Source organism: Prescottella subtropica (assembly GCF_005434945.1).
In the GTDB taxonomy this organism is placed as follows: Bacteria; Actinomycetota; Actinomycetes; order Mycobacteriales; family Mycobacteriaceae; genus Prescottella; species Prescottella subtropica.
Map to the genome: position 1 here is coordinate 78,946 of NZ_SKCH01000011.1, position 25,417 is coordinate 104,362.

The following is a 25,417-nucleotide window of genomic DNA, read 5'->3' on the forward strand; positions in this document are numbered from 1 at the left end:
AACTGCCCGAGATGATCGGCAATCATCGTGCAACCTCCCGATACAGGTCCGCCAGCGCATCCGCCCGACAGTCGGCACTGTGTCTGGCACGAACCGTCGAGACGCCCGCCGTACTCAGTCGTGTCCGCAGGGCCGTGTTCTCGCACGCGTCGACGAGCGCTTCGGCATACCCGATGCGGTCCGACGGATCACACATCACGCCGTTGTGCCCGTCCCGGATGTAGTCCAGGAAGCCGCCGGCAGGGCTGACCACGACGGGTGTCCCGCAGGCCAGGCTCTCGGCCACGCCCAGACCGAACGGCTCGCACACCGAGGGCGCCGACAGCACGTCGATGGAACGCAGGACCGCGACGACATCGTCCCGGAGGCCGACGAATCGGTGTGCTCCGGGCAGGGTCTCCGCGGCTCGCCGACGCAACATGTCGAGGTAGCGTCCGCTGTCGGTGCCCGGGGCGCCGACGATCGCCAGGTGCATGTCGACGCCGAGCGCTCGTGCATGTGCGACCGCGTCGAGGAGATGGTGGAGTCCCTTCGCCGGATCGATGCGGCCGACCGCGGCGACGAGCGGAGAATTCGGCGACGTGCTCAGGAGGGATCGCACTTCCGGGGAGGCCGGCCCCGGCGTGAAGACGTCCGTATCGACGGCCTGGGTCAGCACGCGCGCCGAGCGTCGAGCGGCCTGCGACAACTGCGCTTTGGCCACCTCACTCACCGCGATCGTCTCGGTGGCACCTCGCACGGCGGCACTCAGGACCGTCCGACCTATCCCGGGATCGAGGACATCGTGCAGTTCGAGGACCACGGGAGTCCGGGCCATTCGCCCCAGGACGACACAATCGATATGCGACAGAACCGAATTCGAGTGGACAATGTCGGCAGTGCGGGCGTGGGGCAGCATGGCACGAATCCACTCGGCACCGAGCCGAAGCTGGCGAGCCAGAGTACGGGGCGAACTCGCGTTCCCGTCCGCATCCCGAAATCCGGACCGTTCGACACCGGGAAGAGCGATGAACTCGAGTCCCAGTGCCGTCCACCGCTTTTCCAGTCCACCACCGGCGGGCGCCGCGAGGACCATGTCGGCTCCACGGTCCCGGAGTCGGGGCGCAACCCGGATGAGACTGTGCTCGATCCCCGTCACCTCGGCGCCCAGCGTCGACGTCAGGATCCGCTGCCGACCTGCAACAGTCATCGGGTGGCTCCGTTCACGACGGTCGGGCGATGTTCGAACACGACGTAGTCGTCGCCTTCGTCGACGACCAGCCATTCCGGGTCGGCGCGAATGCGCGTCTCCAGATTCGGCAGGGCCTCCGCCGGGAGCAGCCCGAAGTACCGGTTGTAGAAGACCATCTGATCCGACATCGCGAAGTAGGTGACCCGCTGCCGGTCCACGAAAGCGGACTCGAACGCCGCATAGTCGGCATCGTTGTCGAAGCTGATGCCGTGCAGGTCGGTCACGTCGAACGGCCACGTATCGAATTTCGGGTCGGCGCGAGCGAATCTCACGTAGTCGCTCGTCGGACGGTCGGGCCAGGCCGGTGACGGCAACCGCAGTACCGCCGGCACGGTGCCGTGCGCGAGCAGGTCGGACGCGGCTGCCACATAGGACGGTTTCACGAGGTACGCGAACCAGGCGCCCAGGTACGCCTGCGCCGACGCCGTCGTCACCGCGACCAGCACCACCGCGCCGATACACGCGCCGAGTCCCGAGGACCGCAACAGCCGAGTCGTCGGGATCGCGAGCAGCAGACAGCACCCGACGAGGCAGTACAGGAAGATCCGGAAGATGGCCTCGCCGCCGTACCCCTGCCCACCGAGGATCGCCAACGGCGCGAACGCGAGAATCGCGAGCGGAAGGACGGGGTAGCGCTTGCGTCGGAGCCAGATCACCGAGAGGACGCTCGCGCCGAGCACCGTTGCCGTGAGTATCCGCATGACGGTGCTCGTGACCACCTGACCGCTCGCGGGATTCAGGTCGGCACCGGACAGGTTGGATTTCGAGTTCTCCGCCAGATCGAACGAGAACGTGGCGAAATCGCCGGCGCTGTCCCAGTTGTAGGCGAGGAACGCCAGTGCCATGGCCGCACAGACGCACACCAGCCACCACGGCCGCACGAGTCGGAACACGGTCAGCGCGCCGAGGACCAGCAGCAACCAGTAGGGCGTCAACTGGTGGGTGACGACGATGCCCGCGAACAGCACCAGCGTCGGGGCGACCGCGACCGGGTGTTCCCGAGCGGCACCGACCAGCGTGAGGAAGGCAAGTGTCAGCACCAGCGCCAGGGCCTGCGGCGCGAAGTAGTCCTGTGCCACCCAGTTGAGCACCTCGAACAGCATCGTCGCCGTGAGCGCGGCGGCCGGGTCGAGTCGCCACGCACGCGCCGTGCAGTAGAACAAGCCGACCATCGCCAGGTGCACGAGGATCGTCGACCAGTGCGCGACGGTGGTCGCGGAGATACCGGTCAACTCCGATACCCACGCCGTCGCAGCGAACAACCCCGGCCACCCGTTGTAGATGTCCAGGCCCCGAGCCGACGCGTGTTCCTGCTGGATCAACTCGGTGACGCCGAGATGCTTGTACGTCCACGTGTACATCGGGACGTCGGTACCGATCAGCGTCGCGGTCCGCTGGGCGAGCGTGACAGCCAGGATCGATACCACCGCAGCAGGTGTGTCGTCACGGTGCACAGCGAACGCGAACCCGAGGACGGCGAGCACGATCGCGACCGCGAACAGGGGCGACGCCGCGAACAGCAACCCGAGGTCCGACGGCGGCGCGTCCGCGAGGGATCCGGCACTCAGCGCCCAGCAGAGCACCGCAGCCAGTGGGAGGAGCCACGGTGTCAGCGCATTCCGCCGGGCATGCCGCACCGGAGTCGGCGAGGTGGCGGCGGGCACGCGCTCGTCCGCGGCCGCTCGTACGTCGATGCTGGTCACCTGCGCCGTCCCCGCATCCGCACCACGACGGCCCGGACAGTCGCGAGACCGGCCGTCGCCACGCACAGCAGCAGCAGGTCGCGGACCGGCCGATAGTTGCCGGTCGACACCGACAGAACCGTCGACACGGCGACCACCGCGAGACCGACCGTCGGGACGGTCGCCGCCAGCATGTATCGCGGTAGGTTCGGCGTGAACGACAGGATCGCGGCGCCGGGCCCGGTCAGGACGAACACCGCGAGCGCGACACCGACGGCGACGCCTCCCGGGCCGAGCAGTGCGGCCACGAACCCGAACGACGATGCGGCCAAGGCGATTCCGACGAGCGGCTCGAGCCCGGTACCGGGAGTCAACGGTCGCGCTCGGTTCCCGGCCCAGCGTGACCGTGCGAGAGCGAGTGGACCGCCGAGAACCGCACGCCGCTCCGTCCGCGGCAGTGCCGCCAGATCCGGCCCGAGATCGTCTCGGTCGGCTCCCGGGACCGAGACGGACGAGAAGTGGGTGATCCCGCGGACCGCCCGGCGAGCCAACATCGATGCGGTCCGGGGCCGTACCGCCAGCATCGTCAACCATGCGCCCAGCCCGATCCCGTAGTCGCGGATCTGCTTCGCGAGGCCGGTGCTGTCGACGCGATGCCGATGCCACACCACCGCGGCGGGTTCGACGACCAGGCTCCGGCCCGCCAGCAGCACCCGGACGAACATCTCGATGTCCTCGCCACCACCCGCAGGCGATCCCACGCCGAGTCCTTCGTCGAATCCGCCGAGTTCGACGATCTCGCGGCGACGGACCGCAAAATTTGCTCCGGTACCGAAGCGTCCGACCTGGAAGGGGAACAGCGGGTCCTCGGCGGGCGGTGTCGCCATCGAGTAGGTGGCGCGTCCGAGGTTCTTCGACCAACTGACCCGGCGGTCGAAGTAGGCCTGCGCCGGAGTCGACAGTTCACCGGTGGGTACGAGTCCGCTCACCAGCACGACATCGGTCGACGCGTCGAACCCCTCGTTGAGTCGGTGCAACCAGCGGTGGTCGATGACGACGTCGTCGTCGGTGAACGCGACCAGATCGTGGGTGGCGGCGCCGAGGCCGACGTTGCGGGCCTTCGACAGTCCCCGTTCGGGGGCGTCGACGATCCGCATCCCGTCGAACTCCGCGACTACCGGAGGGGTCAGACCCGACGACGGATCGTTGTCGACGACGATCACTTCGTATTCCGGATAGTCGAGATATCGGAGTGAACCGAGAACCTCCCGCAGGTGGTCCGGGCGATTCATCGTGCAGATCACGATCGAGACCGGCCGTGCTGCGGAATCGGTCTCCGTCACCGGCGGCAGTTCACCGAGACCCGCCCGGACGTCGTCGACCGACACGTACCCGTCGTGTACGTCGGCCTCGACGAAGGCCACCGGCCGGTCCACCGACCAGACGAGGATCCGGGCACGGGAGTAGCCGACACCACCGGCCAGGCGGACGACTCCGGTATCCGGCAGGTCCTCGAGGTCGAGTTGACCGATCCACACTGCGTCCGGCCATGCCCGGGCAGCCTCCGCGCCACCGGTGGGTTCCATGACCGGCCGCAGCGTGGAGGCGCCACTCGTCGTCGCTGCCTCAAACTTCATGGCGGAACACCTGCTTCCTGATGTCGTCGCGACGACGTGCGACGGAACGAACCGCAGCCGTACTGGCCACGGCTTGGGCTACGACGAGCGCACAGGCAGCACCGATCGCACCCCAATAGAGGGTCAGGGGCGCCAGTGCGATCATGAGGACCACCGCGAAGAGCGCGTTGGCGCGGAGCAGCGGTGCGATGTCGCGTCGAGACCGCTGGAGTGCCGCCCAGACGACGAACACGGTACGGATCAACGACGCCACCGACAGCAGGATCACGACGAGTTGCGCTCCTGCCCCGAGGTATTCGGGATCGAGGATCCCGAATACGAACGGGGCGGCCAGGGAGAGGGCCACTCCTCCGGCGGCGACGAGCACGGCGACCCGCACGAACAGCACGAGCGCCATCGACGAACTCTCCGCCGGCGTTCTCGACGCATGAACGACCAGCGAGGTTCCCATCGACGACCCGACGAACTCGAGGGCCTGCACGATACTCATCGACAGCGCGAACACGGCCCCCTGCGCGGGTCCCGCATACACGGTGACCAGGAACGGAAGCAGAAGAAGGACACCGATACTCAGAGTCTGGGCGGGGATGGTCTGTGTGCACAGGCGCGTGAGTTCGCGCACGGCCTCCGGGGCCGTCCAGCGGCCGGCCCGCACCCCCTCCGATTCGGATACCACCGTCTTGCCGATGATCCGGTGCAGGACAGCGACGGCGACGGCACCGGACACGATCGTCGCGACGACGATCGGTTGCCAGTTCGCCCACGCGGCGAGTGCGACGAGTACGACGATCCGCCCGGCGCTGGCCAGGCCGTTGGCCAGGGGCAGGGTGCCGGCCCGCCCCAGGCTTGCGAGTGTGCTGTTCTGCAGAACGAACAGCCCCCACACCACCACACCGACGAGCACGAGCGCTCCGACGCTCCAGTGCAGGCGAACGTCGGGAAGCATCGTGATGCCGGCGACACCGGCGAGGACCCCCACGGGCAGCGCGACACCGAGGAAGATCCGCTGCCCGGAGCGGTACACGGCGGATAGCGCAGAACCTGCGGCCGGCATCACGGCGCTGTAGGCGTCACCGATTCCGGTGCCGATGACCTGTGCCGGGGCGGTCACCAGCGCGAGAAGGGCGGTCATGACGCCGAGTTCGGCAGGCGACAGGAGAAGCGCCGCGACCGCCCAGAAGGCCATGCCCAGGGCCGCGTTGAGCACCTGAGCCGACGCCATCGAGGCGGCGTCGACGTACAGTTTGGAACCTCCGCGGGGGCGCCGCGCGAGTTTCTCCGTCACTGTGGACCGCCCCTGGTTCCGAGGCGTACCGAGGCGGCGAACGCTCCCGTTCCCGCGGAACCGATTCCGGCGAGGACTGCTGCGGCCTTGGCCGCCGACGCATGCGGTCCGACCAGATAGCGCCGCATTCCCCGAGTGAGCACCGTTGCGACGTAGTTACGTTCGTCGCCGAGGCGGTCGCCGCGGTGTCCGTCACGGCCGAGTTCGACCTTGCCCTTGCCTTCGAGGTAGCAGCGGCGCAGGAAGTAGCCGAACCGCCCACGGTCGGGTGGGATCGTGTGGTCGATGACAGCATCCGGAACGTAGATCCAGTGGCTGCCCGGATCGGTCTCGGCCATCCTGATGCACAGGTCCGTGTCCTCCGGTTGCGAGGTCTCGCCTTGCTTTCCGAACTCGACGCGGAAGCCGCCGACTGCCCGGAACGCTGCCGTGCGCACCGCCATGTTGCCGCTCCACACGTTGCGCACGCGGGCCTGTTCGGTCGGCAGCCCGAGGAAGGCGTCACCGACCACCCACCCGAACTCGTCGGGAAACCATCCGGGCTTCGCTGCGACCCAGTTCGCCCGATAGCGCCCCCCGGTGCCGACCACGGCCGGATCAGCGAACGGCGCCACGAGGTGTTCGAGCCAGTCCGGGCAGGCCGCCTCGTCGTCGTCGAGGAACGCCGTGATCGGCGTACTCACACGTTCCACGCCGGCGTTCCGGGCACCGGACGCACCACGAGGACCGTTGTCGTAGGACACCGCGATCACCTCCGGGATCTCACGGCGTATCCGTTCGGCGAGGACACGATTGTGGTCGACCACGACGACGATGTCGACGGGAGGGCACTGCTGCGCCTGCACCGACCGCACGGCCCCCCGGATCGAGTCCCACCGATCCTCCGAATAGCACGCGATGACGACCGTTACCTCACCCACTGGCACCCCCAGCACGATCCACATCCTCGACATGTTTATCGAAACAAAACATACTTACGGTATGTTTTGCGCATACTCGGGCGCACGGGTGTGCGATCCGGTTCGTCAGGAGCGCAGGAGAAGGCGGCGCCACCACCCGCGGAGCAAGCCATGCCGCGCAACCCGGAAGCGCACACACGCGCCATCCGTACACACACCACAGTCGGAACCCGACCGGAAATGCTCGTGCGCCGACCGGACGTGGCCGCAACGGCACAGGTCGTCGGATCCCACCTCGGGCGAAGCCTCCATGGCTCCTAGTCATACCGCATCCGTCACACCTGTGCGGCAGCACCGGCGCCGACCCGTGGCCGACGTCGCTCGCTCCTGATGGTCCGCAACACCCGGAATCCGTCTCGTACCGTATTCAGATTGCTGACACCGTGGATACGGTCGCGTTCGAAACTCGCGACCTCGGTGATGCCGAGTCCCGCATTGGCGACCCGAACGTTGATGAGTGTCTCGATCTCGAACCCGTCCCCCCACCGAGCCTCGGCCGAGTCGATGGAGGGAAGGTCCATGACCGCGACGTGACGACGCCAGAAGGCGTTGTAGCCGTAGCAGAGATCGGTGAACGACGCACCGAACTTGAGGTTGACGATCGCGTTCAGCACTTTGTTCCCGACCCGCCGGACGACCGTGATGTCGGAGCTACCGCCGCCGGCAACGAAGCGACTGCCCTTCGCGAAATCGGCTCCGTCGACCAGAGCCTCCACGAAACGCGGGATTTCGGCGGGATCGGTAGATCCGTCCGCATCGATCATCACGACGATGTCGCAGGTTGCTACCGCAAATCCGCACGCGAGTGCGTTTCCCTTGCCACGGCGCGTCTGCCGAACCATCACAGCCTGCGGCCACAGCATCTTCGCCACCGCGACGGTGTCGTCCACGGAGTGACCGTCGACGAAGACGATCTCGTCGATCCCGTCGGGCATCCGCGCCGCGACGTGCGGCAGATTCTCGGCCTCGTTCAGAGCGGGCACGACCACGCTCACCGTCGGCCTGCGCGGCGCATCCGCGCCATGCCCCTCCTCCGGCCCCCCACCCTCGAGGCCGTCGTCGAGGTTGTCCATGTCACGCACGAACACGGTCATCGGTCCCCCTCAAAAAATTTTCCGGATATCGAATGTCGATCAACGAGGCCCGCCCCGACCCTGCCGCCACCCCAGAAACCAGTCGAAAAGTTTCCTTCCAGGCAAAAAACATACCTGTTCCCCGTTTTCGGCACCATCGGATCGGCTTGTGATCCAACTCTCAGTTACCGCACGGTCGGGGCCAGTAGCGCCCCCAGTCCTCGGCCGACAACTCGATTCGTCCGTCCGCCCGCGCACGAAACTCTACGTCCCGGACAGTGGCCACGAAGTCGTCGGTCGCAGTGCGCAGAGCGGCCTCAGCCCGCTGCACGGAGGCCATCGCCGCCGCCAACTCCACGGGAACGAAATCCGGTGGCACACCGGCCTTTCTGACTCGGTCGAGCACCTTCGCAGCACGCGGGCCGGCCGGTTGACTCGACGCCACCCCGTCGAGACACGATGCCCGCTTCTTCTCCTCGGCCTTGCGTTCCTCCCATGCCCGCTCCTGCTCGGCGACGTCGACCGGCCCCGGTGTATCGACGGACAGGTGCGGGCTGCGGTGCACAAGTTTCGCGACGAGATCACCGGCGACGTCGTCGACAGAGAACTGTCCGTCAGCGGCGGCGATCCGCGAATGGAACAGCACCTGCAGCAGCAGGTCTCCGAGTTCCTCCCGAAGATCGTCGGAGTTTCCGGATGCGATGGCATCGAGCACCTCGTAGGTCTCCTCCACGAGGTAGCGCGCCAGGCTCTCGTGCGTCTGGGTGGTCTCCCAGCCGCCGGCCCGCCACAGCCGGTCCATGACCTCCGCGGCCTCGCCCAGCGCCTCTCCCCCGGCGTCAGACACAGCGCACGTCCACCGAGCCGGCGGCCTTGCCGTCCATCGCGAGCAGGAAGTCGGCGATGTACTGCAGCAGTTCGACGTCCCGCAACCGGTCCGCGCCGATACCGCCCGACCCGGCCCGCGGCAGCGGCATCTGCACCAGGCCGGTGGTGGCCCGGTACTGGGCGCTCGGGTAGATCCGCCCCAGCCGCAACTGCTTCGAGTCCGGCAGCTGCATCGGGGAAATCTTGAGCTGGGTACCGACGACCGCCACCTCCTCGATCCCGTACTCACGGCACAACAGCCGCAGCGTGGCGACCGACACCAGCCGGCGCACCTCCTCGGGCAGCGGGCCGTAGCGGTCGACGAGTTCCTCGATCACCGCGGCGATCGCGGCACCGTCCATCGCGGCCGCGAGCTTGCGGTAGCCCTCGAGCCGCAGCCGGTCGCTGGTGACGTAGTCGGGTGGGATGTGCGCGTCCACCGGCAGATCGACGCGGATCTCCTTCGGCGCCTCGTCGGTGGTGACCTCCCGTCCGTCGGCGATCGCCCGGTACGCCTCGACGGCCTCGCCGACGAGCCGCACGTACAGGTCGAAGCCGACACCGGCGACGTGACCGGACTGTTCGGCGCCCAACACGTTTCCGGCGCCGCGGATCTCGAGGTCCTTCATGGCGACGGCCATGCCGGCGCCGAGGTCGGAGTGCTGCGAGATGGTGGCGAGCCGGTCGTACGCGGTCTCGGTGAGCGGCTTCTCCGGCGGATACAGGAAGTACGCGTAGCCGCGTTCGCGGCTGCGTCCGACACGGCCGCGCAGCTGGTGCAGCTGGGAGAGCCCGAGCGAGTCGGCCCGCTCCACGATCAGGGTGTTGGCGTTGGAGATGTCGAGGCCGGTCTCGATGATCGTGGTGCACACCAGGACGTCGAACTCGCGTTCCCAGAATCCCTGCACGGTCTTCTCGAGGGTGTCCTCGTTCATCTGGCCGTGTGCGACGACGACGCGGGCCTCCGGTACGAGATCACGGATCCGCTTGGCGGCCTTGTCGATCGAGGACACCCGGTTGTGGACGTAGAAGACCTGGCCGTCACGCAGCAGTTCGCGGCGGATCGCGGCGGCCACCTGCTTGTCGGCATATCCGCCGACGTAGGTGAGGATCGGATGCCGCTCCTCGGGCGGGGTGAGGATCGTCGACATCTCCCGGATGCCGGCCATGCTCATCTCGAGGGTGCGCGGGATCGGGGTGGCCGACATGGTCAGCACGTCGACGTGGGTGCGCAGCGCCTTGATGTGTTCCTTGTGTTCGACGCCGAACCGCTGTTCCTCGTCGACGATGACCAGCCCCAGGTCCTTCCAGCGGACCCCGGTCTGCAGCAGCCGGTGGGTGCCGACGACGATGTCGATCTCGCCGTCCGCGAGCTGCGCGACGATCTCCTTCGACTCGCCCGTGTCGGTGAACCGGGACAGCCCGCGGACCTTGACCGGGAAGTTCGCCATCCGCTCGGCGAACGTCTGCAGGTGCTGCTGCGCGAGCAGGGTGGTCGGGACGAGTACCGCGACCTGCTTGCCGTCCTGCACGGCCTTGAACGCGGCGCGGACGGCGACCTCGGTCTTGCCGTAGCCGACGTCACCGATCACGACGCGGTCCATCGGGACCGGCTTCTCCATGTCGGCCTTGACCTCGTCGATGACGGTCAGCTGGTCGTGGGTCTCGGTGAACGCGAACGCGTCCTCCATCTCCTTCTGCCACGGGGTGTCCGGGGCGAACGCGTGCCCGGGCGCCGCCTGCCGGGCCGCGTACAGCTGCACCAGCTCACCGGCGATCTCCCGAACGGCCTTGCGGGCCTTGCGTTTCGTGTTCTGCCAGTCGGAGCCGCCGAGCTTCGACAGGGCGGGCAGCTCGCCGCCGACGTACCGGGACAGCTGGTCGAGCGACTCCATCGGCACGAACAGCCGGTCCCCCGGCTGGCCGCGTTTGCTCGACGCGTACTCGATGACGAGGTATTCGCGGCGCGCCCCGCCGACGGTGCGTTCGACCATCTCGACGAACCGGCCGATGCCGTGCTGGTCGTGGACGACCATGTCGCCGGCGGTGAGCGCCAGCGGGTCGACCTGGTTGCGACGCTTGGCCGGCATCTTCTTGCCGTCGCCGGCTGCGGCGACCCGGTTTCCGGTGAGATCGGCCTCGGTGACGACCACCAGACCGGGCACCCCGTCCCCGCCGGGTAGGACGATCCCCTCGTGCAGCGACCCGCGCAGCACCCCGACCAGACCGCGGGCCGGTTCGGCGCCGGGTTCGAGTTCGGCGGCCGGGACGTCGGCGTCGCGTAGTCGCTCGAGAACGCGCTGCGCCGTGCCCGAACCGGCGACGACGACGACCGCGCGACCGCCGGTGGTGACGTGTGCCCGCAGGTTGACGTACAGCATGGACAGCAGTTCGTCGGAGCCGCGGACCTCGGGGGCGTGCTGTACCGGCAGCACCAGTTCGTCGTCGCGGCCGGACGCGAGCGGGCTGACGGTCCACCACGGCCGGCCCTGCGCCTCCGCGTTCTCGCGCACCTGCCGCAGCGACCGGTACGCGGACGCCCCGAGGTCGATGCCGCCGCCGAGCACCGACGTGTCGATCGGGGCGGCGCCGCCGATCGATGCGGCGGTCCACGACGCCTCCAGGAACTCCTGCCCGGTGCGCACGAGGTCGGTGGCGCGGGTGCGGATCTTCTCCGGATCGCACAGCAGGACGTGGGTCTGCCGCGGCAGCGCCTCGGTGAGCAGTTGCAGCTCGCCCGGCTGGAGCAGCGGCAGCAGCGCCTCCATGCCCTCGACCGGGATCCCCGCGGACAGCTTGTCGAGCATCTCCACCAGGGCGGCGTCGGCGGGGTTCTCGGCGGCCAGTTGCGCGGCCCGGTCCCGGACCGGCGCGGTGAGCAGCAGTTCGCGGCACGGCGGCGCGACGACGGTGCCGACCTCGACCTCGGGCAGCGACCGCTGGTCGGCGACGGAGAACGCGCGCAGCTCGGTGATCTCGTCACCCCAGAACTCCACGCGGACCGGATGATCGGCGGTGGGTGGGAACACGTCGAGGATGCCGCCGCGGACCGCGAACTCGCCGCGTCCACCGACCATGTCGACCCGCGTGTAGGCCAGTTCGACCAATCGTTCGATCAGCCCGTCGAACTCGTATTCGGCGCCGACCCGGAACACGATCGGCTCGATCTCCCCGAGCCCCGGCGCCATCGGTTGCACGAGGGACCGGACGGTCGTGACGATCACCTGCAGCGGCGGACCGTAGACGGCTGTGTCGTCGGGGCACGCGAGACGGCGCAGCACGTGCAGCCGGCGTCCGACGGTGTCCGCACTCGGTGACAGCCGCTCGTGCGGCAGCGTCTCCCACGACGGGAACTGCACGACCGCGTCACCGATCACCTCGCGCAGTTCGGTGGTGAGGTCGTCGGCCTCACGGCCGGTCGCGGTGACGACCAGCAACTGCGTCTCCCCCGCCAGCGCGGCCGCGATGAACGGCCGGGCGGCGTTGGGGGCGACGATGTCGAGGACGGCCCGGCCGACCGCGCCGGTGATCTCGGTGAACGCGCTGTCGCCGAGCGCCGTCCCCACCAATCCAGCGAGCGGGTGGTCGACGGCGGGTGACGGGGAAGTCAAGGGCGCACTCCTGAGCAGTGACGACGAGTTGCAGGCGAACAGCCCGGGCAGGGCGAGCAGCCGAGAGGGACCCGCGCCAACCTAGTCGATTCTATGCACGACGAAAGTCAGCGGGGCGTGACTGCGGCGACACGTCCGGCGACATCCGCGCGACCCACGCCGACCGCAGCCAGAACCATCTCCGATGACCCCGCCACATCACGCATCTGACGCCCCAAAGCAAACCCACCGGTCTCGCGGTATCCGGCGAGTCCGCAGATCCCCATCGCGGACAGCACCGCACCCTCGAGCGACAGCGCGGCGGATGTTCCTGCGCAGCCGACGGCGCCGGGCGTCGGGTACCCATCCAATTCTGCAGCCCTGCAAGAAATGTCGTTCCACACAGCATCGCGGGTGACCACGATCTCCGAGAGTTGTGTCGACCCCGAGAGGTCGCTTCCGCCCCGACGACCGAGGTATCGCCTCACTGTGTCGATCACAGTGTCGGTGATCCCCACCCGTACCGCACGTGCCATCAGTTCGAGTACCCGCGCGAGCGTCTCGGCGGCGACGGGATCGAACCCGTCACCGGAATCCGGCGTCGTCTCCATCGAATACGTGTCCCAGCCCAGGCCTCGCAGCCCGACGCCGTCCCCGCGATCCTCGCGACACAACGCGATGTCGCCTCGGCGCACCATGACAAGGCGGTCGGACTCTCGTTCCACCGCACCGCGCGGTGGGGCGATGCGCGCCACGACCAGATCCGCCTCGTCACCGAACAGCATCGTCCCGCGGGCGGCCACCGTTTTCTCGTCCTCGTCCTCGTCCTCAGCATCGCGCATAGGCGCATGCAAGCATCCCGTGACGAGCAGTTGATCGTCGGCGATGTCGTACAGCGCACGATCGACATACTTCCGGTGTCCGTGTCGGGCGATCGTCACCACCATCGCCTGGTGAACGGCGAGGACCATTGCCGTCGACGCACAGTACCGGCCGAGAATGCGGACGATTTCGCACGCGTCGATCAGGCTCGCCCCCTCACCGCCCGACTCTGTCGGCACGACGGCACCGAGAACACGCCGGTGACACAACGCGTCGACGGCTTCCACGGGAAACCGTCCCTCACCGTCGACATCCTCGGCCCAGCGACCGGCGACAGTCGCCCCGACCGACTCGACACGATCGAGCAGCGATCGCCTACCTCCATCACAATGCAGCATGCGAATCCCCCCATGCCGACGCCGCCGCCGCTCGGAGACGGCGAGCATCGGCTGAACGAGCCAATACTTACGACAGCTGCGACCGCGCCCCCCGGCAGACCTGAAGCAGCTCCGGAATCCGGACGAAACCGCAGGACTCCAACCGATGAGCTTATGAGCGCGCACACTCGGCCACAACCGGAGAAAGGATGAACTTCGGGGTGGATCAGACGAGTCGTCGGGACACGAACTGCCGAAAGTACTCGACCTTGGCGTCCGGGACGACGACGGGGAGAATCGTGTGCCACACTGCGCCGAGTCGCGCACCGAGCCTGTCGAGGTCCCGCGTTGCGTCGGCGAGCAACCGGACACCGCTGAGCAGTTCGAGCAACAGTCGCCCGACGCTGTCCGGGTCCGCGTCGGGACGCAGATCTCCCTCCTCCGCGGACCTCCGGATCAACTCGACGTGTCGCCGCAGCCACAGGTCGAAAACCGCGGTGTCCGCCCCCCGATAGTCACCGATCTCGTTCGACAACCGGAACATGGCCGACACCAGAACATCTGCGGACACTGCGTCGGCGACGACCCCGGACAGGCCGATCAGCGCCTCGAGTGCCGGGGTGCGGCTGTCGTACCACGGGAGCATCGCGGCGTCGAGTCGTGCCGCGCCCGTGTCGATGACGGAACGCGCGAGTTCTTCCTTGGACGCGAAATGGAAGTACAGGGCGCCCTTGGTCACCTTCGCCTCTACGATGACCTCGCTGAGACTTGCGAGTGCGTACCCGTGACGGACGAACACGTGTGCGGCTCCCCGGATTACGGAGTCGCGGGTCGCCTCGGCCCGCTCCTGCCTTGCCATGCGTGTGCCCCTCCGTATCCGGCGCCGACACCAGCAAACAGACTTGGTCAGGTGAACGACTGCGGGATCGTAACATCGCAGGTTTCGTATCGTGCCCGGCCGCCTCCGGCGGCGACTACCCGCCGAGTTCGGGGTCCGCCTCGAGATTCGTCAGCCCGTTCCAGCACAGATTGACCAGGTGCGCGGCCACGACCTCCTTCGACGGGGTCCGCTCGTCGAGCCACCACGTGGCGGTGGTGGCGACCATGCCGACGAGGGCCTGCGCGTACAGCGGGGCGAGGTCGGGGTCGAAGCCGCGGCGCGCGAAGTCGCCGCCGAGGAGGTGGCCGACCTGCCGGACCGCCTCGTTGAGCAGGCTCGAGTAGGTGCCTTCCGGCGCCGACACCGGCGAGTCCCGCACCAGGATCCGGAAGCCGTCGGAGCGTTCCTCGACATAGGTGAGCAGTGCGAGTGCGACCCGTTCGACGCGGATGCGGGACCGGTTCTGGGTCAGCGACGACGTGATCATCTCGAGGAGCTTCGACATCTCCCGGTCGACGACGACTGCGTAGAGGCCTTCCTTGCCGCCGAAGTGTTCGTAGACGACGGGCTTGGACACCTGGGCTCGGGCCGCGATCTCCTCTATCGACGCGGCCTCGTAGCCGCGTTCGGCGAACAGGGTCCGGCCGATCTCGATCAGCTGTTCCCGGCGTTGGGTTCCCGTCATCCGGGTGCGCGGTGCGCGTTCGCTCCCGTTGTCCCGTGCTGGTCGCGACACTGCAGCCGACCGTCCTTTCCGACACGCCGCGACGAAAATGTTCGAGCAGTTCGACGTGCGGCGCGTCGGCATGCGAGGATCGGTGCCGCGCCGCCGACGGTATCCACGCCGGCGCGGCGATCCGCCGTAGTGTAATGGCAGCACCTCTGATTTTGGTTCAGATAGTTCAGGTTCGAGTCCTGGCGGCGGAGCACCTTTTTCCGACTCGTCGTCCCGGTTGTGATTCCCCGCACGGATGCCCGACGTCGCTGGTCTCGGCCGCGTTGCCGTGACAGTATCCCCTCGCGATATTCTTTCCCGGAACGCGCGACGACTCCGGCCGCGAGAGCGGCTCACCGTAGATCGACTTCGAGGGAGCTTCATGCCACAGCAGACCGCTGTCATCGTCCTTGCCGCCGGTGCCGGGACGCGAATGCGGTCGAAGACCCCGAAGGTGCTGCACACCCTCGCGGGGCGTTCGATGCTCTCCCACGCACTGCACGCGGCTGCCGCGATCGATCCCACCGAACTGGTCACCGTCATCGGACACGACCGGGATGCGGTCGGTGCCGCGGTCGACGACGTCGCGAAGGCGCTGGGCCGCTCGGTCGCCACCGCCGTCCAAGAGGAGCAGAACGGCACCGGTCACGCCGTCGGCTGCGGGTTGACGGGTCTGCCCGACGACTTCGATGGCACCGTGCTGGTGACCGCGGCCGACGTCCCACTGCTCGACGCCGGCACGCTGCGCACCCTGATCGACACCCACACGTCGGCCCCCGCCGCTGCGGTGACCGTGCTCACCTCGACGGCCCCGGACCCGACGGGCTACGGCCGGATCCTGAGGACCACCGACGGCGAGGTCGCCGCGATCGTCGAGCAGGCCGACGCCACCGAGGCGCAGCGCGCGATCACCGAGGTCAACTCCGGGGTGTACGCGTTCGACGCAGCCACCCTCCGCGACGCGCTCACGTCGCTGAGCTCCGACAACGCGCAGGGCGAGCTGTACCTCACCGATGTCGTCGCGATCGCGCGTCGGTCCGGGAAAATCGTTCGAGCACAGCACATCTCGGACAACGTTCTACTGGCGGGCGCCAACGACCGCGTCCAGCTGGCCGCACTCGCCGGCGAACTCAACCGCCGGATCCTCGACCGCCACATGCGGGCCGGGGTCACCGTCGAGGACCCGTCGAGCACGTGGATCGATGTCGACGTCACCCTCGACCGGGACGTCACACTGCGTCCGGGTGTGCAGTTGCGCGGCACCACCGCGGTCGGCGAGGACGCCGTGATCGGCCCCGACTCCACCCTCACGAACGTCACCGTCGGCGCGGGCGCGTCGGTGATCCGCGTGCACGGCGACGACGCGGTGCTCGGCGCCGGTGTCACCGTCGGCCCGTTCACGTACCTTCGACCGGGTACCGTGCTCGGCGCGTCCGGCAAGCTCGGCGCGTTCGTCGAGACCAAGAACGCCGATATCGGTGCACACTCGAAGGTCCCGCACCTGACGTACGTCGGGGACGCGACGATCGGCGAGCACAGCAACATCGGAGCGTCGAGCGTGTTCGTCAACTACGACGGCGTCAGCAAGAGCCGCACCGTCGTCGGATCCCATGTGCGTACCGGGTCCGACACCATGTTCGTCGCCCCGGTCCGGGTCGGTGACGGCGCCTACACGGGCGCCGGCACCGTGCTGCGCGACGACGTGCCGGCGGGGGCGCTCGCCGTCTCCGGCGGCAAGCAGCGCAACATCGAGGGCTGGGTGCAGCGCAATCGTCCCGGCACTCCCGCTGCCGAGGCAGCACAGCGAGCAGTACCGCAAGAAACCGATCGGCAAGAACAAAAGGATGGCGAAGACCAGTGAGCGCGATATCCAGCGACGTGCAGAAGAACCTGATGCTCTTCTCGGGCCGCGCACACCCCGAGTTGGCGGAGCAGGTCGCCAAGGAACTCGACATCAAGATCACGCCGCAGACGGCGCGTGACTTCGCGAACGGCGAGATCTTCGTCCGCTTCGAGGAGTCGGTGCGCGGCAGCGACGCCTTCGTGCTGCAGAGCTTCCCGGCACCGCTGAACCAGTGGCTCGTCGAGCAGCTCATCATGATCGACGCCCTCAAGCGCGGCTCGGCCAAGCGGATCACCGCGATCCTGCCGTTCTACCCGTACGCGCGTCAGGACAAGAAGCACCGCGGCCGCGAGCCCATCTCCGCCCGCCTCATCGCCGATCTGCTCAAGACCGCCGGCGCCGACCGCATCATCACGGTCGACCTGCACACCGACCAGATCCAGGGCTTCTTCGACGGCCCCGTCGACCACATGCACGCGCAGGGCCAGCTGGCCGACTACGTGCGCGACAACTACGGCACCGAGAACATCTGTGTCGTCTCCCCCGACGCGGGCCGCGTCAAGGTCGCCGAGAAGTGGGCCGACGCCCTCGACGGCGCGCCGCTCGCGTTCGTCCACAAGACCCGCGACCCGCTGGTCCCCAACCAGGTCAAGTCGAACCGTGTCGTCGGTGACGTCTCGGGCCGCACCTGCGTCCTGATCGACGACATGATCGACACCGGCGGCACCATCGCCGGCGCCGTCGAGGTCCTCAAGAACGCCGGTGCCGGTGACGTCATCATCGCCACCACGCACGGCGTGTTCTCCGACCCGGCCGCCGAGCGGCTCGCGAACTGCGGCGCCAAGGAGGTCATCGCGACCAACACGCTGCCGATCCCCGAGGAGAAGCGTTTCCCGACGCTCACCGTCCTGTCGATCGCGCCGCTGCTGGCCCGCACCATCCAGGAAGTCTTCGAGAACGGCTCGGTGACCTCGCTGTTCAACGGCATCGCCTAGGCGCTCCGCGCTTGTGCGCCTTTTTGGTAGCTCCAGCTACCGAAAAGGCGCACAAGCGTAGCCCACAAGCCCGTCTACGACGCTGACGTCCGCGCACCGATGGTGGCGCTGCTCGACGAGCTCGAGCCGGAGTTCGGTTCCGGCAAGGTGTTCCGGCCGTACCGTGATGTCCGTTTCTCGAAGGACAAGACCCATCAGGGCGGGTTCGTCGAGGCGTGCCCCGGGGTGGGCTTCTATGTGCAGATCGACGCGTCCGGACTGTTCGTGGCCGGCGGCTACTATTCACACACCCCCGAGCAGCTCGTGCGCTACCGCGCCGCCGTCGACGACGACGACCGCCGCGGGCGTGCCCTGCAGCGCGTCGTCCGCACACTCGGGAAGGCCGGCTACGACATCGGCGGGGATCGGCTGCGTACCCGTCCGCGGGGCGCGGATCCCGCGCATCCTCGGCTGGATCTGCTGCGGCACCGGACGTTGACGGCGGGTGCGCATCTCGGATGCCCGGACTGGCTCGATTCAGACGAGGCGGCCGACCGTGTCCGGGACGGGTGGCGGGCGATGCGTCCGCTCGTCGACTGGTTCGCGGGCGTGTTCGTGTAACACCCGGCCGCGCGCTGCGATCCGGGCCGGACACGGAGAACGCGTGTGGCACAAGACTTTGCCCGCTTACTCACGTTCAGGTCTCGGCCCGACCATGAGTTTGGTCACGACCGGCGAGAAAATCGGACCTCGATGTAGCCGCGGCCGAACGCTTGCCCTAATGTGGCTCGTCGTGATCGACGCGCAAACCGTGGAAAGCCCCGCCACCACCCCCCGTTTTTCGAACACTCAATCGGCTCGCCGATGGACCCCCGGGTCGTGTGTGTGGTGCGGAAGCGATGATGCGATCGAAACGTTGCGCAACGAGCCGCGGTGCGGCACGTGCCGCGAGCACGAGACGGTCATCGACGAGGCCCGCAAGTTCATGGGCATGTACGGTCTGCGCCCGATCGGCGGCACGTTGCAGTCCGACGACGAGGAAGAGCGCGAGTGGCGGGTGTCCGCCCGTGACGCCCGCGCGGCCCTGAACCAGATCCGTCTGGCCGAGCCGCCGGACCCGGCGCTGGTCCGCAAGTCGTTGCGCCCCAAGGCTGCTCGTATCGTGACGGCGATCGAGGCGGAGTCCGCCCCGGCCCGCAAGGCGCCGGCCCGGCCGCGCACCACGTCGTCGGCGCCGGCTCCGACCCCGACCGCGGCCGTCGCACCGGCGAAGAAGCTCGACGTCGCGGCGCTCGAGGAGCGGGTGACCGGCCTGCTCGACCAGCTCACCAAGGTCGACGCGCAGATCCAGCTCGCCGAGGCCTCCCAGGGTCTGGCCGCGCGGGCGCGTCTGAACGACCTCAACGGCCAGAAGGCGACCGTTCTGCGTACCCTCGCGGCGCTGGAGAAGGCCCGCCGCAGCGCGGGCGCCTGAGAGACACCGCATGCTCGTCCGCGACGCCGTCGAAGGCGATCTCCCCGGGATCCTCGAGATCCACAACGAGGCGATCGCCACGTCGACGGCGATCTGGGACGAGAGTCCGGCCGACCTCGGGGATCGGCGCCGCTGGTTCGACGACCGTCGCGCCGCGGGCTTCCCGGTCCTCGTCGCGGACGTCGACGGTCGTGTCGTCGGATACGCGTCGTACGGGGTGTGGCGGGCCCGCAGCGCCTACCGGTACACCGTCGAGAACTCGGTGTACGTGCACGTCGACCATCACCGGCGCGGTGTCGCCACCGCCCTGATGGCGGCGCTGATCGACCGGGCCCGCGCCGCCGGGCTGCACGTGATGGTCGCGAGCGTCGAATCGTCGAACACCGGCTCGATCACCCTGCACGAGCGGTTCGGGTTCGAGACGGTGGCCCGCATGTCGGAGGTCGGCCGCAAGTTCGACCGCTGGCTCGACATGACCTACCTGCAGTTGATGCTCTGACCGGTCAGCGGCGGGCGCACACCAGCGCGAACCGTTCGTCGGGGTCGGTCCAGTTACGGACCTCGTCGAATCCCACTGCCCGCAACTCGCTGCGGAGTCCGGGAATCCGGAACTTCGCGGAGATCTCGGTGCGCAACTGCTCCCCGGCGGCGAACGGCACCTCGAGCCCCAGATCCGCGATGTGGACGGTCATCTCGTCGTCCGCCTCGAGCCGCATCTCGATCCATTCGGTGGCCGGATCCCACACCGCGATGTGCCGGAATCGGTCCGGGTCGAAGTCCGCACCCAATTGTTTGTTCAACACCGACAGCACGTTGCGGTCGAACTCGGCGGTGACCCCGGCCGCGTCGTCGTACGCCGGGACCAGCACCGCCGGATCCGTCACCAGCCCCACCCCGAGCAGCAGGTGGTCCCCCGGATCGAGGACGCCGGCGATCCCCGACAGGAACTCGCGGCGATCCCCGGGCACCAGGTTGCCGAGGGTGCCGCCGAGGAACGCGATCGTGCGCCGGCCCCCGCGCGGCAGATGGTGCAGGGACGCGGTGAAGTCGCCGACCACCCCGTGCACGGTGAGGTCCGGGAACTCGTCGGCGATCCGGCGGGCGGCCTCCCGCAGCGCCGTCTCGGACACGTCCTGCGGGACGTACCGTTCGAGCGTCCCGTGTTCCGTCATCGCCCGCAGCAGCAGCCGCGTCTTCTCCGACGAACCGGATCCGAGTTCGACGAGTGTCCGCGGCGCGGTGACCGCGGCGATCTCCCCCGCATGCCGCTCGAGCAGCGACCGCTCGGTCCGCGTCGGGTAGTACTCGGGCAGCCGGGTGATGCGGTCGAACAGTTCGCTGCCGCGGGCGTCGTAGAACCATTTGGGCGGCAGCCACTTCGGGGACGCCGTCAGCCCGCGTGTCACGTCGTCCCGCAGCGCCTCGGCCAATTCTTCGGGGGTGATGTGGATCTCCAGGGTCGGTGCGCTCACCGGGCCTCCTTCACAGCGGTGTCGAGATGAGATGTCCCGGCCGTGCCGTGACGAGATGCCCGTCGGGGATCGGTTTCCATTCGTGGTTGCGGTCGTAGGGTTCGGAACTGACGACGGCCCGGTCGTCGTCGACGAGCGCGGACAGCGAGTGGTCCCACGTGGTGGCCCACAACTGCCGGCCGTCACCGAGGAGCATGTTGAGCCGGGATCCGGGCGCGGCCCGGTCGACGAGCGCGATCACCTGCATCAACGCCACCTCCGGGTTGTTCTCCCGCAGCGCGTCCCGCACCAGCAACCACACGAACGCCGCATCGGTGGGCGCCTCGAGACCGAGCAGGTCCACCGCCGGCAGGGTGCCCGCCGGTTCGGCCATCGTCTCCGGCCACCCGGCGACCCGGCCGTTGAGGCTGAACGCCCAGTGCCCCGACACGAACGGGGCGCACGCACTGCGTTCGACGGGCATCCCGACGGTCGCCGACCGGATCGCGGCGACGATCGCGTGCGACCGGGTCTTCGACAGCATCTCCGGCAGGACCGGATCCGACCAGATCGGCTGGGCGCTTCGGTACCGCGACAGTGTCGAACCGGATCCCCACCAGGCGGCACCGAATCCGTCGGCGTTGAGGCTGCCGCCGCCGCGCATGTCCCGCGGGTCCCACGCTTGGCGTAGCAGCGAGAACTCGCCTGCGGTGACGATCTCCCGCACCGACCGACTCGGCCCGATGTATCCCAGGTGTCGGCACATCTACAGGCTCCTCGCGCAGCGGAAACCGGCGAAGATCTGCCGCCGGGACGGACGGTCCCAGTTGCGGAAGGTGCCCCGGCACGCGATCGGGTCGGTCCCGAACGAGCCGCCGCGCAGCACCCGGTAGTCGCCGTCGAAGAACACCTCCGAGTATTCGCGGTACGGGAACGCCTCGAAGCCGGGATAGCCGGTGAACCGGGTCGACGTCCACTCCCACACGTCGCCGATCAACTGCTGCACCCCCAGCGGCGACGCCCCCGCCGGATAGGCGCCGACCGGGGCGGGACCGAGATGCTGCTGCCCGAGATTCGCGTGCTCGGCGCCCGGGGGTTCGTCCCCCCACGGGTAGCGGCGGGACCGGCCGGTCACCGGATCCCAGCGCGCCGCCTTCTCCCATTCGACCTCGGTGGGCAACCGTTTACCGGCCCACCGCGCGTAGGCCTGCGCCTCGAACCAGGACACGTGCAGCACCGGTTCGTCCGGCGGCACCGGCTCGAGCATCCCGAAGCGGCGGCGCCACCAGTTGCCGCAGCCGTCGTCGATCCAGAACTGCGGTGTCGCGGCACCGGTGTCGTCCACGAACGCCGCGTAGTCGCCGTTGGTCACGGGGACCGTGTCGATCGCGAACGCGTCGACGGACACGCGGTGCGCGGGCCGCTCGTTGTCGAGGGCCCACGGGTCGTCGGACGTTCCCATGTCGAATTCTCCTGCGGGAACGACGGTTTCCCGGTTCGGTATCGGAATCGTCGTGGCCGGAACGGGTGCGGCCGTCAGTACCGGGTGTCCCAGCCGCAACTGGTGTGTCGCGAGCATCGTCTCGTCGTGCTGCTGCTCGTGCTGCGCGATCATCGCGAACGCGAAACCGTCCTCGACCAATCGGTTTCCCCGGAACGTGCTGGCGTCCAGGATGTCCCACGTCCGGGACCGGACCTCGTCGACGTAGCGGCGGGCCTCGTCGGGACGCAGCATCGGCAGCGCGGGCCGGTCCGCGCGGGCGTGCGCGAACGCGTCGTACACGTCGTCGATGTCCCGGCGGACCGGGTCACGGCCACCGACGTCCCGCACCAGCCACAACTCCTCCTGGTTGCCGATGTGCGCGAGATCCCACACGAGCGGACTCATCAGCGGCGAGTGCTGGGCGACGAGATCGTCGTCGTCGACGCTGATCGTGAGGACGGTGCTGCGCTGCCGGGCCCGCGCCAGCGCCGTCTCCAACTGTTCCCGCATCCCGGCCATCACCGCTCCTCCCCCGCCGACGCGCCGCGCCGGCACCGCCTCGCCTCGGACGCCAACCCCGCCGCCGACCGTGGTTCCGCGGTGCAGTCGGCCGCGAGTTCGAGCATCGCCACGGCCGCGGCCCGCAGGTCACGGTCCCGCAGTCCGTCCCGGGCGGCATCACGCCACCGGCCCCGGGTGGGCGCAGCGACGGCAAGGGTGTCCGGGGCCGTCAGCAGCGCCGCGAGCGCCGCGATCGGCAGCCGCCACCGGCCACCGGGTTGGGTGTCGAGGTAGCGCACCTCGAGATGCCCGACCGCCCGCACCGGAGGGAACACGGTGGTCAGGTGGTAGTCGAGGTCGGCGCGGGTGGGTCGGCGGCCGATCGTGTCGTCGAGGCGGCCGTCGATCCAGTCGGCGAACGTCGCACCGGGCGGCGCGTCCCAGCACGGCCCGTCCCGCCGGACGCACAGCAGGGGCACGTCGAGCACCCAGCGCGCATAGTCGGCGATCGGGTCGGCGGGCGCGTCCCCCGGCCCCACGGTGCGCGACGGGTCCAGTTCGAGCCACGTCCGCATCCGCTGCGACACCCAGTTCCCGGACGGAATCCCCTGCAGCCGTGGCGAGCACGCGAACGCTGCGATCAGTGCGGGGCCGACCGCGTGCAGCAGTTCCCACCGGTGGGCGACGGCGGCGCGGTCCTGTCCCGCGTCGACGCTGACCTGGATCGCCGCGGTGTTGCACATCATGAGCTTGCCGAACGGACCGATCCGCGCGAAACGGTCCTCCATGGCCCGGTAGCGGGGCAACCGGAGCAGCCGGCGGGCGCGTCGTCCCGTATCGGCGGCAGCCGCAACCATGGTGATCGAGCGGGTCGCGAGCAGATTCCGCAGTATTCGTTCGTCCGATTCCAGTGCGTCGCACAGCACCTCGGCACCGGAGTGGGGTGCACTGGACAGTTCGATCTGACCACCGGGTTCGACGGTGACGAGACTGCCCGACGGTAGGGGCCGGGCCGGGGAATCGGGAGTGAGGGAGCGGGGGGCGTGCGGGCCGAGAGCTGCGGCGATCGCGTCGAGGTCCGGCCGGTCGGACGCGGGACCGTCACGCGCCGTGAGCCATTCCACCTCGGCACCGATCAGCCGCGGGGGTCCCAGCTCGAAACACACCCCGCCGATGTAGGACTCGGCCGCCGGTCGCGAGGTGAGACCGGTGGACGGTGCTGCGACAACCATGCGATCCTCCCCTCGGGAGTGGGCCGGGTGTTCTCCTCGACAGTAGGACGCCCCCGGAAGTGCCGCCACCGGTGAGGAGGAATGTCCGATGCTCGATCTCGCGCAGCTGCGCCGGGACACCCCCGGCTGCCACGACACGGTGTTCCTCGACAGCGCCGGCTCGTCGCTGCCCCCGCAGCCCGTCCTGGAGACCGTGATCGGCCACCTGCGCCGGGAGGCCCGGGTCGGCGGGTACGTCGCGGCCACCGAACGGGCCGACGACCTCGCGGCGGCGCGGGCGTCGATCGCCCGGTTGATCGGTGCGACGCCCGCCGAGATCGCCCTCGTCGACAGCGCGACCCGCGCCTGGAACACCGTCGTCGGGGCAGTGCCGCTCGCGCCGGGCGACCGCATCCTCGTCTCCCAGGTGGAGTACGCGAGCAACGCGATCACCGCACTGCGGGTGGCCCGCGCCGCGGGCGCGACCGTCGAGGCGGTGCCGAGCACCCCGGACGGGCGGATCGATCTCGCGGCCCTCGACACGCTGCTCGACGAGCGGGTCCGGCTGGTGTCGCTGGTGCACGCCCCCACCAACGGGGGCCTGCTGAACCCGGTCCGTGAGGTCGTCGACCTCGCCCACCGGTACGGCGCGCTCGTGGTGCTCGACGCCTGCCAGTCCGTCGGCCAGGTGCCGGTCGACGCCGCCGCGCTCGGTGTAGACGCCCTGTCCGCGACCGGCCGCAAATGGTTGCGCGGCCCGCGCGGCACCGGGTTCCTGTACGTCCGTGACGCACTCGTGGAGCGGCTCGAGCCGATGTCGCTCGACCTGCACAGCGCCGAATGGACCGGCCCCGGCACGTACCGTCCCGCCGCGGACGCGACCCGGTTCGAACTGTGGGAGTGCGACGTCGCCGCCCGGCTCGGCCTCGGCACCGCCGTCGACTATCTGCTCGACATCGGAATCGGTGCTGCCGCAACAGCGATCGCCGACCGGGCCGGGAAGCTCCGCCGCGGACTGGACGCCGTCGGCGGTGTCACCGTCCGCGACCTCGGCACCGACCGCTCCGGCATCGTCACCTTCACCGTCGACGGCGTCGAATCGGTGCGGGTACGGGATCGGCTTGCGCAGCAGCGGATCACGGTGACCGTCAGCGGACGGTCGTCGACCCTGCTCGACATGAGCGCCCGCGGCCTCGACGCCGTCGTGCGGGCGTCACCGCACTACTTCGTCTCCGACGACGACATCGACCGGTTCCTGGCCGCCGTCGCCGGGATCCGCTGAACCGTTCCCGCTGTCCGGGAACTGTGCGCCGCCCCTCACCGATCCACGTCCATGATCTGTGTCACACGTTTGTTCGATTC

The 25,417-nt window shown here is 69.0% G+C and carries 20 protein-coding genes, 1 tRNA gene and 1 pseudogene; 7 read left to right on the forward strand and 15 right to left on the reverse strand.

All coding sequences use genetic code 11. From position 1 onward, the window contains the following. Window positions 1-22 precede the first annotated feature (22 nt). The 11 genes from E0497_RS12120 to E0497_RS12170 all read right to left on the reverse strand — a co-directional run bounded on the left by E0497_RS12120 (window position 23) and on the right by E0497_RS12170 (window position 15,088). A complete protein-coding gene (locus E0497_RS12120) occupies window positions 23-1,189 on the reverse strand; it encodes a glycosyltransferase family 4 protein (protein WP_161987413.1) in 1,167 nt (388 codons plus the stop codon). Then, window positions 1,186-2,934 carry a hypothetical protein gene (locus tag E0497_RS12125; protein WP_137725046.1) on the reverse strand — a complete coding sequence of 583 codons (1,749 nt, stop codon included), beginning with the start codon at window positions 2,932-2,934 and terminating at the stop codon, window positions 1,186-1,188. Before E0497_RS12125 ends, E0497_RS12120 begins: the two co-directional genes overlap by 4 nt. Continuing rightward, window positions 2,931-4,550, reverse strand: coding sequence for a glycosyltransferase family 2 protein (locus E0497_RS12130; protein WP_137725047.1), 1,620 nt, complete (start codon window positions 4,548-4,550; stop codon window positions 2,931-2,933). The genes E0497_RS12125 and E0497_RS12130 overlap by 4 nt, the downstream gene beginning before the upstream one ends. Then, window positions 4,540-5,835, reverse strand: coding sequence for a lipopolysaccharide biosynthesis protein (locus E0497_RS12135; protein WP_137725048.1), 1,296 nt, complete (start codon window positions 5,833-5,835; stop codon window positions 4,540-4,542). The genes E0497_RS12130 and E0497_RS12135 overlap by 11 nt, the downstream gene beginning before the upstream one ends. Further along, window positions 5,832-6,755 carry a glycosyltransferase gene (locus E0497_RS12140; RefSeq protein WP_161987414.1) on the reverse strand — a complete coding sequence of 308 codons (924 nt, stop codon included), beginning with the start codon at window positions 6,753-6,755 and terminating at the stop codon, window positions 5,832-5,834. Before E0497_RS12140 ends, E0497_RS12135 begins: the two co-directional genes overlap by 4 nt. A gap of 314 nt (window positions 6,756-7,069) precedes the next feature. Then, complete coding sequence (locus E0497_RS12145; protein WP_137725050.1) at window positions 7,070-7,888, reverse strand: glycosyltransferase family 2 protein; 819 nt, start codon at window positions 7,886-7,888, stop codon at window positions 7,070-7,072. A gap of 160 nt (window positions 7,889-8,048) precedes the next feature. Then, window positions 8,049-8,714: a nucleoside triphosphate pyrophosphohydrolase gene (locus E0497_RS12150; RefSeq protein WP_421958338.1), complete on the reverse strand. Its 666-nt coding sequence runs from the start codon at window positions 8,712-8,714 to the stop codon at window positions 8,049-8,051. Continuing rightward, the gene (gene mfd / locus E0497_RS12155; protein ID WP_241665848.1) at window positions 8,707-12,345 is read right to left on the reverse strand and encodes a transcription-repair coupling factor; all 3,639 of its coding nucleotides are present in this window, start codon (window positions 12,343-12,345) and stop codon (window positions 8,707-8,709) included. Before mfd ends, E0497_RS12150 begins: the two co-directional genes overlap by 8 nt. 107 nt (window positions 12,346-12,452) lie before the next feature. After that, window positions 12,453-13,592 carry an acyl-CoA dehydrogenase family protein gene (locus E0497_RS12160; RefSeq protein WP_137725052.1) on the reverse strand — a complete coding sequence of 380 codons (1,140 nt, stop codon included), beginning with the start codon at window positions 13,590-13,592 and terminating at the stop codon, window positions 12,453-12,455. A gap of 157 nt (window positions 13,593-13,749) precedes the next feature. After that, on the reverse strand, window positions 13,750-14,382 hold the full coding sequence (locus tag E0497_RS12165; protein ID WP_137725053.1) for a ScbR family autoregulator-binding transcription factor: 633 nt from the start codon (window positions 14,380-14,382) through the stop codon (window positions 13,750-13,752). 115 nt (window positions 14,383-14,497) lie between these two features. Beyond that, a complete protein-coding gene (locus E0497_RS12170; protein ID WP_137725054.1) occupies window positions 14,498-15,088 on the reverse strand; it encodes a TetR/AcrR family transcriptional regulator in 591 nt (196 codons plus the stop codon). Window positions 15,089-15,259: 171 nt separating this feature from the next. On the opposite strand from E0497_RS12170, the gene E0497_RS12175 reads away from it, so the two are divergent. From E0497_RS12175 to E0497_RS12200, 6 genes and pseudogenes are all read left to right on the forward strand, one after another. Continuing rightward, window positions 15,260-15,330 (forward strand) — tRNA-Gln (locus E0497_RS12175). A 170-nt stretch (window positions 15,331-15,500) separates the two neighbouring features. After that, a complete protein-coding gene (gene glmU, locus E0497_RS12180) occupies window positions 15,501-16,979 on the forward strand; it encodes a bifunctional UDP-N-acetylglucosamine diphosphorylase/glucosamine-1-phosphate N-acetyltransferase GlmU (RefSeq protein WP_137725055.1) in 1,479 nt (492 codons plus the stop codon). After that, complete coding sequence (locus tag E0497_RS12185) at window positions 16,976-17,956, forward strand: ribose-phosphate diphosphokinase (RefSeq protein ID WP_137725056.1); 981 nt, start codon at window positions 16,976-16,978, stop codon at window positions 17,954-17,956. Before glmU ends, E0497_RS12185 begins: the two co-directional genes overlap by 4 nt. A gap of 60 nt (window positions 17,957-18,016) precedes the next feature. After that, window positions 18,017-18,556 (forward strand): annotated as a pseudogene (locus tag E0497_RS12190) (DUF2461 domain-containing protein); the annotation flags it as partial. A gap of 172 nt (window positions 18,557-18,728) precedes the next feature. Beyond that, window positions 18,729-19,409, forward strand: coding sequence for a hypothetical protein (locus E0497_RS12195; RefSeq protein ID WP_137725058.1), 681 nt, complete (start codon window positions 18,729-18,731; stop codon window positions 19,407-19,409). Window positions 19,410-19,419: 10 nt separating this feature from the next. Beyond that, complete coding sequence (locus E0497_RS12200) at window positions 19,420-19,908, forward strand: GNAT family N-acetyltransferase (protein WP_137725059.1); 489 nt, start codon at window positions 19,420-19,422, stop codon at window positions 19,906-19,908. A 4-nt stretch (window positions 19,909-19,912) separates the two neighbouring features. Here the strand turns inward: E0497_RS12200 and egtD are convergent, their stop codons facing one another. From egtD to egtA, 4 genes are read right to left on the reverse strand one after another with little or no spacing between them, the layout of a single operon-like run. Next, window positions 19,913-20,881 carry an L-histidine N(alpha)-methyltransferase gene (egtD, locus tag E0497_RS12205; protein WP_137725060.1) on the reverse strand — a complete coding sequence of 323 codons (969 nt, stop codon included), beginning with the start codon at window positions 20,879-20,881 and terminating at the stop codon, window positions 19,913-19,915. 10 nt (window positions 20,882-20,891) lie between these two features. Continuing rightward, window positions 20,892-21,626, reverse strand: coding sequence for an ergothioneine biosynthesis protein EgtC (gene egtC / locus E0497_RS12210; protein WP_137725061.1), 735 nt, complete (start codon window positions 21,624-21,626; stop codon window positions 20,892-20,894). Further along, the gene (gene egtB / locus E0497_RS12215) at window positions 21,627-22,862 is read right to left on the reverse strand and encodes an ergothioneine biosynthesis protein EgtB (protein ID WP_137725062.1); all 1,236 of its coding nucleotides are present in this window, start codon (window positions 22,860-22,862) and stop codon (window positions 21,627-21,629) included. Beyond that, on the reverse strand, window positions 22,862-24,076 hold the full coding sequence (gene egtA / locus E0497_RS12220) for an ergothioneine biosynthesis glutamate--cysteine ligase EgtA (protein WP_137725063.1): 1,215 nt from the start codon (window positions 24,074-24,076) through the stop codon (window positions 22,862-22,864). The genes egtB and egtA overlap by 1 nt, the downstream gene beginning before the upstream one ends. Before the next feature lie 88 nt (window positions 24,077-24,164). Here egtA and E0497_RS12225 point away from each other — a divergent pair, with 88 nt between their 5' ends. Beyond that, the gene (locus tag E0497_RS12225) at window positions 24,165-25,337 is read left to right on the forward strand and encodes an aminotransferase class V-fold PLP-dependent enzyme (protein WP_137725064.1); all 1,173 of its coding nucleotides are present in this window, start codon (window positions 24,165-24,167) and stop codon (window positions 25,335-25,337) included. The last annotated feature ends 80 nt before the right edge of the window (window positions 25,338-25,417 follow it).